This window comes from Margalitia sp. FSL K6-0131 (assembly GCF_038008735.1).
Lineage (GTDB): Bacteria > Bacillota > Bacilli > Bacillales > Bacillaceae_C > Margalitia > Margalitia shackletonii.
The window spans coordinates 3656897-3673150 of the sequence record NZ_JBBOZS010000001.1 but is presented as its reverse complement, the minus strand read 5'-3'; the positions used below and the strand labels follow the sequence as shown (position 1 = coordinate 3673150).

Genomic DNA, 16254 nt, shown 5'->3' with positions numbered 1-16254 from the left:
AGAAATCGGGTTCAACATTCTGAAAAAACTATTATCTTAAACATTATTTATTTCTCTACTATAATAAATTAAAGCATTTTTACAGAATAAGAGGGGAATAATAATGCGCAATATTTTTACCATTATTATTGGGTCATTAATCGTAGCTGTTGCCTATAATTTTTTTCTCATTCCACATCATATTTTAAGCAGCGGTTTGAGTGGAATTGCGATTATGCTTGGGTTTATCACACCGATTAATACGGGGATTTTCAATTTTCTTTTAAATTTTCCGCTTTTAGTTTTAGGATTTATAAAACTTGGAAAACGATTTATTTTTTATACTATTTTATCCGTAGTTGTCCTATCAGTAGGGTTATATGTAATCCCTGTTGTACAAATAACAACGGAGCCGTTATTGGCTTCCTTAACAGGCGGGGTATTAACTGGTGTAGGAATTGGAATTATTTTCAGGTCTTCAGGTTCTTCCGGTGGATTCGACATCATTGCAATGCTGCTAACAAAGAAAAAGGACTTTCCACTAGGGGCACTTATTTCGGCAATGAATGGAATTATTGTTTTAATTTCAGGATTTATTTTTACATGGGATGCTGCCCTTAATACGTTGGTGGCAATTTATGCTACTGGTAAGGTAATTGATACGATTCATACAAATCATATTAAATTAACTTTAACAATTGTGACGAAAAAAGGCGAGGAAATGAAAGAAAAGCTCTTAGCAAATTTATATCGTGGTGTAACGATTATGAATGGTGAAGGTGCATATTCAGGGGAAGACCGTAAAATTCTAATGACCGTTATTACACGGTACCAATTAACGGATGTTAAAAAATTGATTAATGAAACAGACCGAGATGCATTTGTAAATATAACAGAAACAACTGAGGTTATGGGATTGTTTCACAGAGGATAATTTTAGAACATTTTAGTAAAATAGATATAGTATATGATAAAATAGGAACTATAAATAACGTCCACACGAAGTATGTGGGCGTTATTATTGAATCTACATATAAATTGAAGGAGAAGAGCAATGGAAAAGGTACTTATTTTCGGACACAAAAATCCTGACACGGATACAATTTGTTCTGCAATTGCATATGCGGAATTAAAAACAAAGCTAGGCATGGATGTGGAACCGGTAAGACTTGGAGAAATGAACGGTGAAACAAAGTATGCTTTAGATTATTTTAAGGTTGAGGCACCTCGTTTGGTTGAAAAAGTTGCAAATGAAGTGAAAAACGTTATTTTGGTAGACCATAATGAACGACAACAAAGTGCAGATGACATTAATGAAGTACGCGTTCTTGAAGTTATTGATCATCATCGTATTGCAAACTTTGAAACAAGTGATCCATTATACTATCGTGCTGAGCCAGTTGGCTGTACAGCAACAATTCTAAATAAATTATATAAAGAAAATGGAGTTCAAATTCGAAAAGAAATTGCTGGTTTAATGCTTTCAGCAATCATTTCTGACTCGTTATTATTTAAATCTCCTACCTGCACAAGTGAAGATGTGGCAGCTGCGAAGGAATTAGCTTCTATCGCAGGTGTAGATGCAGATACCTACGGATTAGCGATGCTAAAAGCAGGGGCAGATTTAAGTGATAAAACAATTAATCAGCTTATTTCGTTGGATGCAAAGGAATTTCAAATGGGTGAATACAAAGTCGAAATCGCCCAAGTAAATGCCGTAGATATTAACGATGTTTTCTCCCGTCAAGAAGAAGTGGAGAGTGCGCTATCTAAAGTAATTGGAGATAAGCAGTTAGATTTATTCTTATTTGTTGTAACAGATATTTTAACAAACGATTCCACAGCTATCGCGCTTGGACGAGGCGCAAAGGCAGTGGAGAAAGCTTACAATGTTGAGCTTCAAAACAACACGGCCTTATTAAAAGGTGTTGTTTCCCGCAAAAAGCAAATCGTTCCAGTATTAACAGAAGCATTTAAGTCGATTCAACTTTAATAGATAAAACTTAAAAGGGCAGTGCTACACTAAGTAGTATTGCTCTTTTTGTTTTGCAACAAATAATAAAATAGATATTTATTTAATTATATTTGATTGTTTTTGATTGAAAATGATTAAATTTGATTGTTTTTTATCGATTATGGATGTAGAATAAAAAAGGTAATCAAAAATGTATGCGTTATCAATGATAAGAGGGTGAACCATTTTGTTAACGGCAGAAAGACACCGTATCATACTTGAAATGTTAAAGAAAAAGGATATTGTAAGCTTGCAAGAGCTGGTGAAGGAGACCAATACCTCAGAATCGACCATTCGAAGAGATCTAATAGAACTTGAAAAGAAAAATGCACTTAAAAGGGTACACGGAGGGGCAGCGCGTCTTCAAGGAAAGTTAGAAGAACCGGATATTCTTGAAAAATCAGCCAAAAACCTTCATGCAAAGGACAATATTGCTAAATTTGCTGCTTCTTTGGTGGAGCAGGGTGATTGTATCTATATAGATGCTGGTACTACAACTCTACAAATGATTCCATACTTACCTAATGAAAGTAATATTGTTGTTGTTACGAACGGATTAACGAATATACAGCCGCTCCTAAGCAAAGGAATCAAAACCTTTTTAATTGGTGGATCTATCAAGCCAAAGACTGGCGCTATGATTGGCAGGGGAGCTTTAAAAGGGATAGAAAATTATCGATTTGATAAATGCTTTCTAGGAGTAAATGGAGTTCACTCTTCCTTTGGATTTACGACACCCGATCCAGAAGAAGCATTTATCAAACAAAAAGCACTGCAGCTTTCCAGGGAAGCATTTGTATTGGCGGACCGTTCAAAGTTTGGAGAAATTGCCTTTTCTGAAATTGCACCACTTTCAGAAGCAAGCATTATTACTGATGATTTAGATTTAGAAATGCATGAATTATATAAACAAAAAACTACCATAAAGGTCGTGACATCATGATTTACACCATCACCTTAAATCCTTCCTTGGATTATCATGTTGAAGTTGATCATTTTGAATCTGGAAGGTTAAATCGAACTAAATATGACTATAAGGTTCCAGGAGGTAAGGGAATCAATGTTTCCCGTGTGTTAAAAAGACTAGGAGTCGAATCGAAGGCGCTTGGTTTCATCGGAGGTTTCACAGGGGCTTATATAAAAGAATTTTTAAAAAAAGAACAAATTTCAATGGATTTTGTCGAGGTAGATCAAGATACAAGAATTAATATTAAGCTAAAGTCCGAAGAAGAAACTGAAATTAACGGGACAGGTCCTAATATTACAAAAGAACAATTGGAGCAATTGTTTGCCATGATTCAAACCTTTACTTCGAAAGATATTGTTGTTTTTTCAGGAAGTATTCCGAGTTCGTTACCATCGACAATCTATGTGGATTTAATTAAAAAATGTAAGGCCTCAGGGGCTCGTTTTGTCGCAGATGTTTCTGGAACGGCACTTGAGAGTGTCTTAGGGGAAAAGCCTTTTCTCATTAAGCCGAATCATCACGAGTTAGGTGAATTATTTCAAACTGAAATTCGCACACTTCAGGGAGCATTTACCTATGGTAAAAAGTTAGTGGAAAAAGGCGTAGAGAATATCATCGTATCGATGGCTGAACAGGGAGCACTTTTTATAAATAAAGACTTAGCTATTCAGGCAAATGCACCAAGCGGTGAGTTGAAAAACTCGATAGGTGCCGGTGACTCCTTAGTTGCAGGATTTCTTAGTGCATATTCGAGCGGCAAATCCATAGAAGAGTCCTTCAAAATTGGTGTTGCATCTGGAAGTGCAACTGCCTTTTCGTCTGGGCTTTGCTCCAAGGAAGAGGTTATGAATCTATTAGATCAAGTAAACTTGCAGACAATGGAAGGGTGAGGTGAACTTGCATGAAAATAACAGAATTACTAACATCCGCTACGATAAAGTTAGATGTCTTGTCCACAACCAAGAATGAAATCATACATGAATTAGTAACAGTTTTAGATGATGCGCAGAAATTAAACAATAAAGAGGAATATGAAAAAGCAGTCCTTGCACGTGAAGAGCAAAGTACAACGGGAGTTGGAGAAGGAATCGCGATTCCACATGCGAAAACTGCAGCGGTCAAAATTCCCGCGATTGCTTTCGGACGTTCAAAAGCAGGGATTGATTATCAGTCGTTTGATGGACAAGACAGCCATTTGTTCTTCATGATTGCTGCAAGTGAAGGAGCAAATAACACTCATTTAGAGGCATTATCAAAACTATCAACATTATTAATGAGAAGCGAAATTCGTGAACAATTAATGGCTGCTGAAACTGCAGAAGATATTTTACAAGTTTTTAATAATAGTGAAGAGGAAGAGTCAGAAGAATCTACTGTATCTTTAAATGAAAAAGGTTTAGTCCTAGCTGTAACAGCCTGTCCAACTGGAATTGCTCACACATATATGGCTGCAGATTCTTTAAAGGAAAAAGCAAAAGAATTAGGAATTCCTTTTAAAGTAGAAACAAACGGTTCCGGTGGAGCGAAAAATATTTTAACATCTGAAGAAATTGAAAAAGCAGCAGCGATTATAGTAGCAGCGGATAAACAGGTGGAAATGGAACGTTTTAACGGTAAGCATGTCATAGAAGTTCCAGTTGCAGATGGAATTCGCAGACCTATAGAGCTGCTTGAACAAGCTGTAAAGCAAGATGCTCCTATTTATAGAAGTACAGGTGGTGACAAGTCAAGCGAGTCATCACAAAAGGGAAAAGGCAGAAATGGTTTTTATAAACATTTAATGAATGGTGTTTCCAACATGCTGCCATTCGTCGTTGGTGGAGGTATTTTAATTGCCATCTCCTTTATGTTTGGGATCCATTCTGCAGATCCGCATGATCCTAGCTATAATAAGTTTGCGGAAGCCTTAAATACAATCGGCGGCGGAAATGCTTTTGGATTAATGATTCCTGTTTTAGCTGGTTTTATCGCAATGAGTATTGCAGATAGACCAGGACTTGCACCGGGTATGGTAGGCGGATTTATGGCTGCACAAGGCGGAGCGGGGTTCCTTGGCGGTTTAATCGCCGGATTTTTAGCTGGTTATGTTGTAGTTTTATTGAAAAAAGTGTTTAATAAATTACCACAATCCCTTGAAGGAATAAAACCGGTATTGCTTTATCCGTTATTTGGTATACTTATCACTGGTTTGATTATGTTTTTTGTCATTAACAAGCCTTGTAGTATTTTTAATCAGTATTTATCACATGTATTAAATAGTTTAGGAACTGGAAATCTTATGCTTTTGGGTATCATACTTGGAGGTATGATGGCGATTGATATGGGAGGACCGCTTAATAAAGCAGCATTTACATTTGGAATTGCCATGATTGACGCTGGACAATATGCTCCACACGCAGCGGTAATGGCTGGGGGAATGGTTCCTCCACTTGGAATGGCTCTTGCCACAACGATATTTAGAAATAAATTTACAAAGAGTGAAAAAGATGCAGGTATTACCTGTTATATAATGGGTGCAACTTTTATTACGGAAGGGGCAATCCCATTCGCGGCTGCAGACCCGGCACGTGTCATCCCCTCAGCTGTAGTTGGCTCTGCAGTGGCTGGTGGATTAACAATGCTTTTCCATATCGGCTTGCGGGCACCACATGGAGGAATTTTTGTCATTCAGTTAGTTGATGGAAATCCATTATTGTATGCGTTAGCAATTATTATCGGAGCTTTCGTTACAGCAATCTTGGTCGGATTATTAAAGAAAAAAGTAGTGGAATAAATTTATCCAGCAAAATTAAGGTGTTATCAAGAGTTAGGTAAAAGGTCACAGTATTCGGTCTGTGGCTTTTTTATTTGAAGTAGATAGGACTAAAGTGCTGATTCGCAAGATTTAGCACCGGTTTGACGAGATTACGAACAAAATAGAAGAGATTAAGCATGTACTCTAACAATCCCTATTTATATAGAAGAAACCTGTAAATTATTTTAGTTTTCAGAAGACAAATTAATTAATTATTCCATATAAATGTTAAATTTATTTGAATATTCTACATTTCTTTTGTAAAGATTTCGTAAATTTTTGTCGAAACATATTCCCATCTGATAAAAATCATTTAAAATGATGAAGGTGATATTTTTAATAGATGCTGTTTTTATACAAATGGCTTCTTTTCGCTTTTTGTGTAAAATGTTATAACAGTAAACTGTCTGGGCATCTTATCTTAATAATTTCATCAATTCTTATGGGGAAGACAAGAGCCATCACTAGAATTCAATTTTTGGAGGAATATCAATGCCAATCATCGAAAAAAAAGACAAATTTTCACTGATGCTAAGTAATATAACTGCCAATCTAGAAGATAGTGCAAAGTTTTTAACTGAATTTACCATTGAGAGTGCTGACGATTTAAAAGCTCTTACCACAACGATGAAACATTACGAGTCAAAAGGAGATACCCTTATTCACGATATTATTGTAGAGCTTCATAAAGCTTTTATTACTCCAATTGACCGAGAAGATATTCTTCAGCTTGCTATGCGTTTGGACGATGTTTTAGATGGGCTGGATCATACCGCATCATTGATGGAATTGTATTCGATTACTCAGCCTACAGTATATATGAAGGAGTTTGTTAACGAATTATATGGAAGCTGCCAAGAAATCTCGAAATCTATTCAACTATTATCAAAGAAAAAGCTGCTTGATATTCATTCCCATGCTGTCAAAATTAAAGATTATGAGTCAAAATGTGATGATATATTGAGGGCTTCTGTAAAAGAGTTATTTCAAAATGAGAAGAATCCAATTACGATCATTCAATATAAAGAAATCTATGAAAATCTTGAATTAATTTCCGACTATTGTCAGGATGTTGCCAATATACTTGAAACCATTATCATGAAAAATGCTTAAGGGGAAAAGCGCGAATGAATTCAATCCTAATATTGACTACACTTATTGTAATAGGTGCACTTGTATTTGATTTTATCAATGGGTTTCACGATACTGCCAACACCATTGCAACCTCTGTTTCAACGAAGGCGCTGAAACCAAGACAAGCTATAGTACTTGCGGCAGTGATGAACTTTGTTGGGGCACTTACTTTTACGGGAGTTGCAAAAACAATTACAAGTGATATCGTTGATCCATTTCAGCTTCCTAATGGTGGGGCAGTTATTCTTGCTGCATTATTTTCCGCGATTATTTGGAATTTAATTACTTGGTATTATGGGATACCGAGCAGTTCTTCCCATGCTATTATCGGATCAATTGCTGGTGCTTCCATTGCTGCTGCGGGATTTGGCTCGATTAAATACCATGGCTTTTTAAAGATAATTGAAGGCCTGATTATTTCTCCGATTATCGCATTTGTAATAGGTTTTATTATTTATACGATATTTAAGTTGACTTTAAAAAATCGTAATCTTGCAAAAACCAATAAACAATTTCGTTGGATACAAATAGCAACTGCAGCCATTCAATCTTATTCCCATGGTACAAATGATGCCCAAAAATCTATGGGAATTATAACGATGGCATTGATTGCAAATCATTATGTAACATCGACTGATATCCCTTTCTGGGTACAATTCTCCTGTGCTGCGGCAATGGGATTAGGTACATCCATCGGAGGATGGAAGATTATCAAAACAGTTGGCGGAAAAATTATGAAGATTCGTCCGGTTAACGGAGTGGCTGCTGATTTATCATCTGCATTAATTATTTTTGGTGCTACTTATATTCATTTACCAGTTAGTTCAACCCATGTTATTTCATCATCTATCCTTGGCGTAGGCTCTGCCCATCGTATAAAGGGAGTTAAATGGGGAACCGCACAACGAATTTTGATGACATGGGTCATCACACTGCCTATCTCAGCAGTACTAGCCGGCTGCTTTTACGGCATTATCCAATTATTTTTCTGAAACGGAAGGCCAGGCCCTTTTTAAATAAAATACATTTAAAATTAGGCATTCTTTCCTAGTAGCCAATTTAAGAAAAAAATAAGGATAAGGGAACCTGTCCCTGAAACCGGCTAAAAGTATTTGATTCAAAAAATCAAATACTTTTTTTTGCATTAGCTAATAGTATAATAGATATATTATATTGTATTGGTTTGTGAGGAGTTTTTTATGAAATTAATTATTGCCGAAAAACCTGATCAAGGCTTGAAGCTTGCGTCTCCGTTTTCTTATACCAAAAAAGATGGTTATGTGGAAATTTCCCCTAACCAGTGGTTTCCGAATGGAGCGTTGTTAACTTGGGCTATTGGTCACCTTTGTGAATTAGTTCCACCTGAAGAGTATGATCCAAAATGGAAGAAGTGGTCCCTCGAAACATTGCCTATCATCCCAAATCATTTCCAACATCGAGTAACAAAATCAAAATGGAAACAATTTAACATTATTAAAGGATTTGTGAATCGCAAGGACATTGATGAAATCATTATTGCTGGTGATGCTGAGCGGGAAGGGGAAGCGATAGTTCGAATCATCTTGGAAAAATGTAATAATCAAAAGAAAATGAAGCGTCTCTGGATTTCATCCTTAACTCCTAAATCGGTGATTCACGGATTTGAAAATCTATTAGAAGAATCAGAAACCAGAAGCATTTATTATGAGGCGCTTAGCAGAGCCTGCGCTGACTGGTTAGTAGGCATGAATGCGTCAAGAGCATATACGCTGCTTTTGCAAAAAAAAGGAATATCCGATGTTTTTTCAACAGGTAGAGTCCAAACTCCCACACTTGCATTAATCGTGAAAAGGGAAAAGGAAATAGAAAACTTTAAATCGGAGCCATTTTGGGAAGTTCTAGCTACTTTTCATATGGATGGAAAAAATTATAGTGGAAAATGGCACAAAGATGGGGAAACACGTTTACAAGATGAGTCTATGGCAAAGAAAATTGCTGAGTTTTGCAAGGGAAAGGAAGCAATCATTTCATCCATTGAAAAGGAAAGAAAGGAATTTCAACCGCCGTTATTCTTTAATTTATCTGCTTTGCAAGCAACGGCAAACAAGCTGTATAAATTTTCTCCCAAACATACCCTTGATATTGCTCAAAAATTATATGTAAAAGGGATTATTTCTTATCCTCGGAGTGATTCAAGCTTTGTTACAAAAGAAGAAGCAGCGAGTTTTCCGGAAATACTTCAAAAGCTTAGTAAGCTTGAACGATATAAAGATTATTTTCCACTGCCAAAAACATCGATAATAAATAATTCTCGATATGTGAATGCAAAAAAGGTTACCGATCACTACGCTATAATTCCTACCGAACAGGTGGTAAATCCAACCAAAATGTCAGCGGATGAAGAAAAAATTTATTCGCTCATTGTAGAACGGCTTATTGTAGCTCATTATGAAAAAGCTATCTTCGATTATACGACAATTCACACATTGGTAGAAAATAGGGCAACCTTTATTTCTAAAGGAAAAGAACAGATTCAAGAAGGCTGGAGAGCAGTAATCTATAAAAATAATTCGGAACAAAAGAACGAAAATCAAGAGGATGATCAGGATTTACCTTCTTTGCAAGAAGGAGAGAAAGGCATAGTCAAAGCTATAAAAGTAAAAGGCGGAAAAACACAGCCACCGAAAAGATATACAGAAGGACAATTAATTACTCTAATGAAGACAGCCGGTAAGCATCTGGAAGATGAAGAGCTTATAAAAGTACTTAATAAAACGGAAGGATTAGGTACGGAAGCAACCCGTGCAGGAATCATTGGTGTATTAAAAGACAGAAAGTATATAGAGGTAAAGAAGAACCAAGTATTTGCAACAAATAAAGGTACTTTATTGATTGAATCAGTAGGGGATAGTTTACTAGCTTCGCCTGAAATGACAGCAAAATGGGAACAAAGACTGCATGAAATCGGCGAAGGAAAAGCTTCTCCAAATATTTTTATGGAACAGGCAAAGAAACTATCAATTAAATTAATCAATGATGCTAGAGAAAATAGCGGAGAATGGGACTTCCAGCATTTCGATTTGACGGAATTCCAAAAAAATAAAACTTCTAAAAACGGCAAAAAGCTCGGAACAAAATTAGGAAAATGCAGAAAATGTGATGGTGACGTCGTTGATAAAGGAAAGATTTTTGGATGTTCCAATTACAATACTTCCAAATGTGATTTTGCGATATCCAAAAAAATATTAGGCAGATCCATTTCCCAAACAAATATAAAAAAACTGCTCACCGAAGGAAGTACTGATTTCATTAAAGGTTTTAAAAAGGATGGGAAGGAATTTACCGCAAAATTAGAATGGAAAGATAATAAAATCAGCTTTTTATATAAATAAAGGGCCCTTTTCTTAAACTTTGTATAAAATCCAAAAGCCGATTTTAACCTGTTGCTTTTGTATACGAAATTCAAGTTAACAACCATTATCAGGTTAAACATGAACAAACTTTGTAAGAAAAGTTCCCCGACACCAAGATTACTTAAGATATATAAACATTGACGAAAAGCAAAACCTATTGCAAGGTTAAGTAAATTAGCCTGATTTACTTTTATTCTTATTACCCATTAGTTTTTTTATCAAGCCGAGCATTACAAATAAAACGTATATACCAATAGAAGTTCCAAATCCGATATACGAAATAATTAACTTGTTATGTATAAAGAATTCATTAAAGGTGTTGGAAATATTAAATATGAAATGTTTCAATTCATTCATCCCTTCTGAATCATTATTCTTTGCCAAATTAGGAATATTATTCATTACCCGGGGAGAATAAATGATTTGATAGGTTTTTCCAATTGAAAGGTTAAAAGCCGGTTAAAATAGGATAGAGTTTAAAAAAAATGAAATAGGAAGCATCAAAAATGCTTCCTATTAAAGGTAAGGAGTTAAAACCAGGGGAGATTTTAATACATTCCGCCACCAACATAAGAAGTACCAACAATGATTAGGAGAATGAACAATACTACAATTAACGCAAAACCTGCGCCCATTCCACTTCCGCCATAAGACATACCCTTCACCTCCTTACAACTTTAATATACTGTATGAGAATAATGTCAAATGTGAGTGGACAAATACTACAGTGCTTTGAAAATATGTAAATAACATAGGAGATATTGTTTCAGAAACAGCACATTTTTGGTCAAAATATCAATACTTTATGAAAATACCTCATTTTTCTATTGCCGAATATTCCTTTCCGGATTAAAATGATAAGGTTAAAAAGTTTCGTAGAGATATCCCAGTTGCAGGACTTTGTCGAAATACAAAAGATTTTCTTTTGGTTTTTTCTTTGTTTATTAATTGAAAAAAAAATGTAACATGTTTATAGTATTTATATGCCATAATTAATTCTGTAATTTTCTGTAATAGCAGGAAACACAGTCTGGTTTACACTAAAATTGTTCGGATGATTAGTGTAATTACCTTAGATTTGTAATAAAAGAGGTGCAAAAATGAAAAACTTGCTATTGAAATGCCAAAGTGTATTGAACAAACATCTTGGTTTTTTCTTTTTAGCCGTTATATTATTCTGGTTAAAAACCTATTTGGGGTATGTTAATGAATTTCATTTAGGAATTAGTAATTCACTGCAAAAGTTTCTATTATTTATTAATCCTATTAGTTCAGCGGTGTTCTTTTTAGGACTTGCGTTATTGGCTAAGGGAAGAAGAGCATATATTTGGATCATAATTATTAACTTCTTATTGTCGTTTTTATTGTATGCAAATATTGTCTACTACAGATTTTTTAGCGACTTCATTACAATCCCAACGCTTACTCAAACAAAAAACTTTGGAGACATGGGTGGTAGTGTACTTGCTTTATTGAAGCCGCATGATCCGATTTATTTCTTAGACACCATTATCCTTATTGTTTTGGTAGCTTTTAAGTTAGTGAAGCCTGAGCCTATCCGTTTAGGTCGCAGAAAAGTATTATCTGTTTTTGCAGTTGCTATTCTGGCTTTTTGTGTGAATTTAGGTCTTGCAGAAAAAGATCGTCCAGAATTACTTTCTAGAACATTTGACCGTAATTATTTGGTGAAATACCTGGGGACTTACAATTTTACGATATACGATGCTATTCAAAACACAAAAACGTCTGCACAAAAAGCATTTGCAGATAGCAGTGATATGACAGAAGTACGAAATTACGTGAAAGCGGAATATGCTGAACCTAATCCGAAGTTATTCGGAAAAGGAAAAGGCATGAATGTTATTTACATTCACCTAGAGTCTTTCCAAAACTTTTTAATTAACTACAAGTTAAATGGGGAAGAAGTTACTCCATTCATCAATTCTTTTACAAAAGATAAAAATACCTTTTATTTTGATAACTTCTTCCATCAGACAGGACAAGGTAAGACATCTGATGCAGAGTTTATGTTAGAAAACTCCTTGTTTGGTCTTCCGCAAGGATCTGTTCTTACAACAAAGGCATTAAATACGTTCCAAGCAATGCCTGCAATTATGGATCAAAGAGGATATACAACAGCTGTGTTCCACGGAAATTATAAAACTTTCTGGAACCGTGATGAGGCATATAAATCATTTGGTTTCGATAAATTCTTTGATGCAAGTTACTATGATATGAATGATAATGATGTATTAAATTATGGTTTAAAAGATAAGCCATTCTTTAAGGAATCAATACCATTGCTAGAAACGTTGAAACAACCATTTTATGCTAAGTTTATTACTTTATCAAATCACTTTCCATATCCTATAGCTAGTGATGAAGCAAGCATTGGTCCAGATAATACTGGTGATCCTTCGGTGGATAGATATTTCCAAACAGCTAGATATTTGGATGAGGCAGTAAAGGGATTTGTTGATTATTTGAAGCAATCAGGATTATATAATAATTCAATCATTATTATGTACGGTGACCATTATGGAATCTCAGAAAACCATAATAAAGCAATGTCACAAGTAATGGGCAAGAAAGTGGATACATTCGAAAATGCTCAGTTACAACGAGTTCCATTGATCATTCATGTGCCAGGAGTAAAAGGTGGAGTAATGCATCAATATGGTGGAGAAATTGATGTTTTACCAACATTAGAACATTTATTAGGAATTGATACAAAAGACTATATCCAATTTGGAACTGATCTATTTTCTAAGGAGCATTCACAGGTTGTTCCTTTCCGTAATGGAAGTTTTGTAACACCAACTGTTACTTCGATTAATGGAAAGTACTACGATACAAAAACAGGTGAACGAATTGAGAAAAATAATGAGATCAGAAAAGATGAACAAATGGTTCAAACAAAACTACAGTTATCAGATAAGGTAGTTTATGGAGATCTTTTACGATTCTATACACCAAAAGGATTTACGCCTGTAGATAGGTCAAAATATAATTATAATCACAAATAATGAGAAATATGGAAGCTCTATAGTAAAAGGCTGATTCCCTACTCAGGGAATCAGCCTTTTTTTATTCTTTTTCCGTATTTCGATTTTCATTCTTATTTATTTCGGGATGTAGTTCTTCAGAGGACTCCATTTGGAATCTTGTTCGTGATGGAGGATAGTAATAGGTTTGTTTTTCATGTATAAATGCTTTTAACAAATATAAGTGATAAAAATATTCAAAAGCAGCGATTGCTAACGAACCAATTAACGAACTATAGTATAGCAGAAGTGTATGATAATTGAGACTGTAGGCATTTAATCCCCAAATTACCGCAAATGCAATTCCTAAGTCAACTGCTGTTGCTACTACATTATTGGACCATGGCAATAAAACTAAATCTCCAATAATATAGGAGATAGTGCCAAGAACCACTGTTATTAATAAAACTCTGCCAAATGACATATTATAACCGAGCCCTAAGATAGCATATAAAAGAACAAGACTAGCAAGACCTTTTATACCAATGGACACTAATCGCTTCATTTTTAAGTAACCCCTTTATAGTGAATATGTGATGAAAACCTATTATTAAGTTTTACTTTTCGTTTTGACAATATACATGTTCATAATTGAAATAAATGGACAAATCAATCCAAGAACATTTTTTTACACGAAATAACCCGGCATAAGTTGCCGGGTTATAACGAGGAAAATATTTTTTTCAGGAGGTTACTGCTAGCTGCTGCCCTAGCAAGTCCATCTTACTCTAAGAAAAACAAAGAAATCATGAAAATAAGATAAAAAATACATTAGAAAATAAGGGTTATCCTTCTTGTTCTGATTTAAAAAGAATGTTATTTTGCCTGCGAGCTTCTTCGGTAATTTCTAGAACCGTATTGCTTAACCTTTTAAGTCGATCGTATTCCTGTATATCGTTTGTTTCCATTATATTTATAAAGTCATTAATTTCGTAAACCATATCATCTTCTACTTGTTCTGTAGAAAAGGTTGTAGAGGTTTTAGAACGATGATCTTTAAATTCAAGATTGGTGATACAGGAAGGCATGTCAAGCAAGATAGTTCCATCTTCTCCGTGAATTTCAGAAGGAAGATAGGAATGAGAAATTTTCGAGCATAAAATGTTACAAGTAAAATCAGTATATTGCAGAATCAAAGTGCCGTTTCCATCAATACCATTTCTTAACTTAACAGGGAAGTAATGAATTTTGTTTGGTTTTCCGAATAGGGATATCGCCATAAAAAGTGGATAAACGCCTAAATCTACGAGTGCACCTCCAGAAAATTCAAGAGAAAAAACATTTGGTACATCACCATTTAAAAAAGCATCATACCTAGATGAGTACTGCAAATAATTTAAAGAAGCACTACGCAGTTTTCCAACTTTATGTAATTCTTTCGCTAGCAAGTGAAAATTGGGAGTGTGGATGTTGCGAATTGCTTCAAATAAAAAGACATTGTTTTCTTCTGCACATCTATATGCAGCAATATACTCTTTTGTATTTGAAAAAATAGGTTTTTCACAAATAACATGTTTTTTTGCTTCTAAGCATTTGATAGCATGCTGATAATGCAGTGAATTTGGTGAAGCAATATAAATAACGTCAATTTCTTCGTTCGTAAGCATCTCATCAAGATCTGTGTAGAAATTAGCTGCTTGGTGTTTGCGTGCGAATTCCTTTGATTGTTCAAGAGAGCGAGAATAAACAGAATGTAGGTTTAATCTTCCAGATTTTTTTGCTGCCTGTATAAAAGCGGAAGTAATCCAGCTTGTCCCGATTGTTGCTAGGTTCATACCTTATACAACTCCTTCATATAAATAATGAATAAATAATAATTTATATTTTACCTGGAACTTAAAGTTTAGTCACTTGTAAAATAGATTTACCGGGCTCTGACATTCACTTTGGGAGCTTGTACATTCTTTTCCCTTAAAGGTTTTTCTGCGGAAGAGCTCTCCTCATTTTTTTCACTATTTTCCTTTTTTAAATGCTCATATATGGCTCCTTCTCCATAGGTGGCACCAATATTTAATCTCCCTTTTAATTCTTTAATCCCTAATTGACCGAAATTATTATTCAACTCCACTTTATCAACTATAAGCCTTTCGACATTTAACCGTTCGACGACGATAGGCGGTTGAAGTAGTTCCTCTTTTTTTTGTTCTTGAAGCTCTTTAACCAGATTTTCCATTTCTTGATATTTTTCTAATTTATTTTCTAAAAGGATGATTTTTTTCTTAAGTTGCTTTAAAGATGAATCATTTTTAATAAAATAGTGGAATAATTGTTTAAGTGACATGTCATCCCCACACTTTAATTTTTTATTCGATATCGATTGGCTCTGCATTTCTAATAGTCTTTTCAAAAGTAACGATTAGTAATCCATTCATATACTTGGCTTTAATTTTCGATGCATCAATTGATTCTGTCAGCTTTATGGCTCTTTCAAAGGGGCCGTATTTACTTTCTGTTGAAATGGTGTGAGCATTTGGAATAACAGGTCTTACAATTCCTTTTAGAATTACGGTGTCATTTGTAACTGCAAGGTTCAAATCTTCCTTTGCAACCCCCGGCAGTGAAGCAATGATATATAAAAACTGTTCATCCATAAGAATATCAACAAGCGGAAATGTGGTTTTGGGTGCAGCGGATTGTTCCATTGTAAAAGGTGAGGTAGGATGGTTAGGTTGGTTAGTCGTCTGTTGTTGCCCAAACGAATTAGTATAATCTTTATCGAAAATAGAATTCCAAAAATCTCCGCCGCCTTGCATTTGTTGTGCAAATTGTAACCACTGCCTTATTTTATCGACATCCACTACAAAAACACCCCCATTTCTAACAAATTCATCAATTGATTATATTAATATATGCTCCCGGAGGTATTCCAATAGAGTATCAAAGGGAAATTTCATAAATAAGTTCAAACGTTCATATACATACCTTAAAGA

At 34.8% G+C, this 16254-nt stretch carries 14 protein-coding genes; 9 read left to right on the top strand and 5 right to left on the bottom strand.

The features are described from left to right. Positions 1-103 precede the first annotated feature (103 nt). The 8 genes from NSQ59_RS17980 (at position 104) to NSQ59_RS17945 (ending at position 10259) form a co-directional block, all read left to right on the top strand. Complete coding sequence (locus NSQ59_RS17980) at positions 104-913, top strand: YitT family protein (protein ID WP_055740660.1); 810 nt, start codon at positions 104-106, stop codon at positions 911-913. A 120-nt stretch (positions 914-1033) separates the two neighbouring features. Continuing rightward, complete coding sequence (locus NSQ59_RS17975) at positions 1034-1972, top strand: manganese-dependent inorganic pyrophosphatase (protein ID WP_055740659.1); 939 nt, start codon at positions 1034-1036, stop codon at positions 1970-1972. A 208-nt stretch (positions 1973-2180) separates the two neighbouring features. Further along, the gene (locus NSQ59_RS17970; RefSeq protein ID WP_055740658.1) at positions 2181-2936 is read left to right on the top strand and encodes a DeoR/GlpR family DNA-binding transcription regulator; all 756 of its coding nucleotides are present in this window, start codon (positions 2181-2183) and stop codon (positions 2934-2936) included. Next, a complete protein-coding gene (gene pfkB / locus NSQ59_RS17965; RefSeq protein WP_055740657.1) occupies positions 2933-3850 on the top strand; it encodes a 1-phosphofructokinase in 918 nt (305 codons plus the stop codon). Before NSQ59_RS17970 ends, pfkB begins: the two co-directional genes overlap by 4 nt. 11 nt (positions 3851-3861) lie before the next feature. Then, a complete protein-coding gene (locus tag NSQ59_RS17960) occupies positions 3862-5733 on the top strand; it encodes a PTS fructose transporter subunit IIABC (RefSeq protein ID WP_340832362.1) in 1872 nt (623 codons plus the stop codon). Between the two features lie 513 nt (positions 5734-6246). Beyond that, a complete protein-coding gene (locus NSQ59_RS17955; protein ID WP_321198428.1) occupies positions 6247-6867 on the top strand; it encodes a DUF47 domain-containing protein in 621 nt (206 codons plus the stop codon). A 14-nt stretch (positions 6868-6881) separates the two neighbouring features. Next, positions 6882-7880, top strand: a complete 999-nt coding sequence (locus NSQ59_RS17950; RefSeq protein ID WP_055740654.1) for an inorganic phosphate transporter — start codon at positions 6882-6884, stop codon at positions 7878-7880. A gap of 207 nt (positions 7881-8087) precedes the next feature. Further along, a complete protein-coding gene (locus tag NSQ59_RS17945) occupies positions 8088-10259 on the top strand; it encodes a DNA topoisomerase III (protein ID WP_340832360.1) in 2172 nt (723 codons plus the stop codon). Between the two features lie 569 nt (positions 10260-10828). Here NSQ59_RS17945 and NSQ59_RS17940 read toward each other — a convergent pair. Beyond that, positions 10829-10915 carry a YjcZ family sporulation protein gene (locus tag NSQ59_RS17940; protein WP_161809286.1) on the bottom strand — a complete coding sequence of 29 codons (87 nt, stop codon included), beginning with the start codon at positions 10913-10915 and terminating at the stop codon, positions 10829-10831. 465 nt (positions 10916-11380) lie between these two features. On the opposite strand from NSQ59_RS17940, the gene NSQ59_RS17935 reads away from it, so the two are divergent. After that, positions 11381-13306 (top strand): LTA synthase family protein, encoded by a 1926-nt coding sequence (locus NSQ59_RS17935; RefSeq protein WP_055740652.1) that lies wholly within the window; start codon positions 11381-11383, stop codon positions 13304-13306. 61 nt (positions 13307-13367) lie between these two features. Here NSQ59_RS17935 and NSQ59_RS17930 read toward each other — a convergent pair whose 3' ends face one another. The 4 genes from NSQ59_RS17930 to NSQ59_RS17915 all read right to left on the bottom strand — a co-directional run bounded on the left by NSQ59_RS17930 (position 13368) and on the right by NSQ59_RS17915 (position 16122). Beyond that, the gene (locus NSQ59_RS17930; RefSeq protein ID WP_055740651.1) at positions 13368-13829 is read right to left on the bottom strand and encodes a YndM family protein; all 462 of its coding nucleotides are present in this window, start codon (positions 13827-13829) and stop codon (positions 13368-13370) included. A 280-nt stretch (positions 13830-14109) separates the two neighbouring features. Then, positions 14110-15099: a Gfo/Idh/MocA family protein gene (locus NSQ59_RS17925; protein WP_055740650.1), complete on the bottom strand. Its 990-nt coding sequence runs from the start codon at positions 15097-15099 to the stop codon at positions 14110-14112. An 89-nt stretch (positions 15100-15188) separates the two neighbouring features. Next, positions 15189-15605, bottom strand: coding sequence for a hypothetical protein (locus NSQ59_RS17920; RefSeq protein WP_055740649.1), 417 nt, complete (start codon positions 15603-15605; stop codon positions 15189-15191). Between the two features lie 22 nt (positions 15606-15627). Next, positions 15628-16122: an Hsp20/alpha crystallin family protein gene (locus NSQ59_RS17915; protein WP_055740648.1), complete on the bottom strand. Its 495-nt coding sequence runs from the start codon at positions 16120-16122 to the stop codon at positions 15628-15630. Positions 16123-16254: the final 132 nt, after the last annotated feature.

Bases quoted from the DNA above. Each gene is read 5' to 3' on its own strand.
- NSQ59_RS17980 (WP_055740660.1), top strand. From the start codon at position 104: ATGCGCAATATTTTTACCATTATTATTGGGTCATTAATCGTAGCTGTT.
- NSQ59_RS17935 (WP_055740652.1), top strand. From the start codon at position 11,381: ATGAAAAACTTGCTATTGAAATGCCAAAGTGTATTGAACAAACATCTT.
- NSQ59_RS17950 (WP_055740654.1), top strand. From the start codon at position 6,882: ATGAATTCAATCCTAATATTGACTACACTTATTGTAATAGGTGCACTT.
- NSQ59_RS17960 (WP_340832362.1), top strand. From the start codon at position 3,862: ATGAAAATAACAGAATTACTAACATCCGCTACGATAAAGTTAGATGTC.
- NSQ59_RS17925 (WP_055740650.1), bottom strand. From the start codon at position 15,099: ATGAACCTAGCAACAATCGGGACAAGCTGGATTACTTCCGCTTTTATA.
- NSQ59_RS17930 (WP_055740651.1), bottom strand. From the start codon at position 13,829: ATGAAGCGATTAGTGTCCATTGGTATAAAAGGTCTTGCTAGTCTTGTT.
- NSQ59_RS17940 (WP_161809286.1), bottom strand. From the start codon at position 10,915: ATGGGCGCAGGTTTTGCGTTAATTGTAGTATTGTTCATTCTCCTAATC.
- pfkB (WP_055740657.1), top strand. From the start codon at position 2,933: ATGATTTACACCATCACCTTAAATCCTTCCTTGGATTATCATGTTGAA.
- NSQ59_RS17945 (WP_340832360.1), top strand. From the start codon at position 8,088: ATGAAATTAATTATTGCCGAAAAACCTGATCAAGGCTTGAAGCTTGCG.
- NSQ59_RS17975 (WP_055740659.1), top strand. From the start codon at position 1,034: ATGGAAAAGGTACTTATTTTCGGACACAAAAATCCTGACACGGATACA.
- NSQ59_RS17920 (WP_055740649.1), bottom strand. From the start codon at position 15,605: ATGTCACTTAAACAATTATTCCACTATTTTATTAAAAATGATTCATCT.
- NSQ59_RS17955 (WP_321198428.1), top strand. From the start codon at position 6,247: ATGCCAATCATCGAAAAAAAAGACAAATTTTCACTGATGCTAAGTAAT.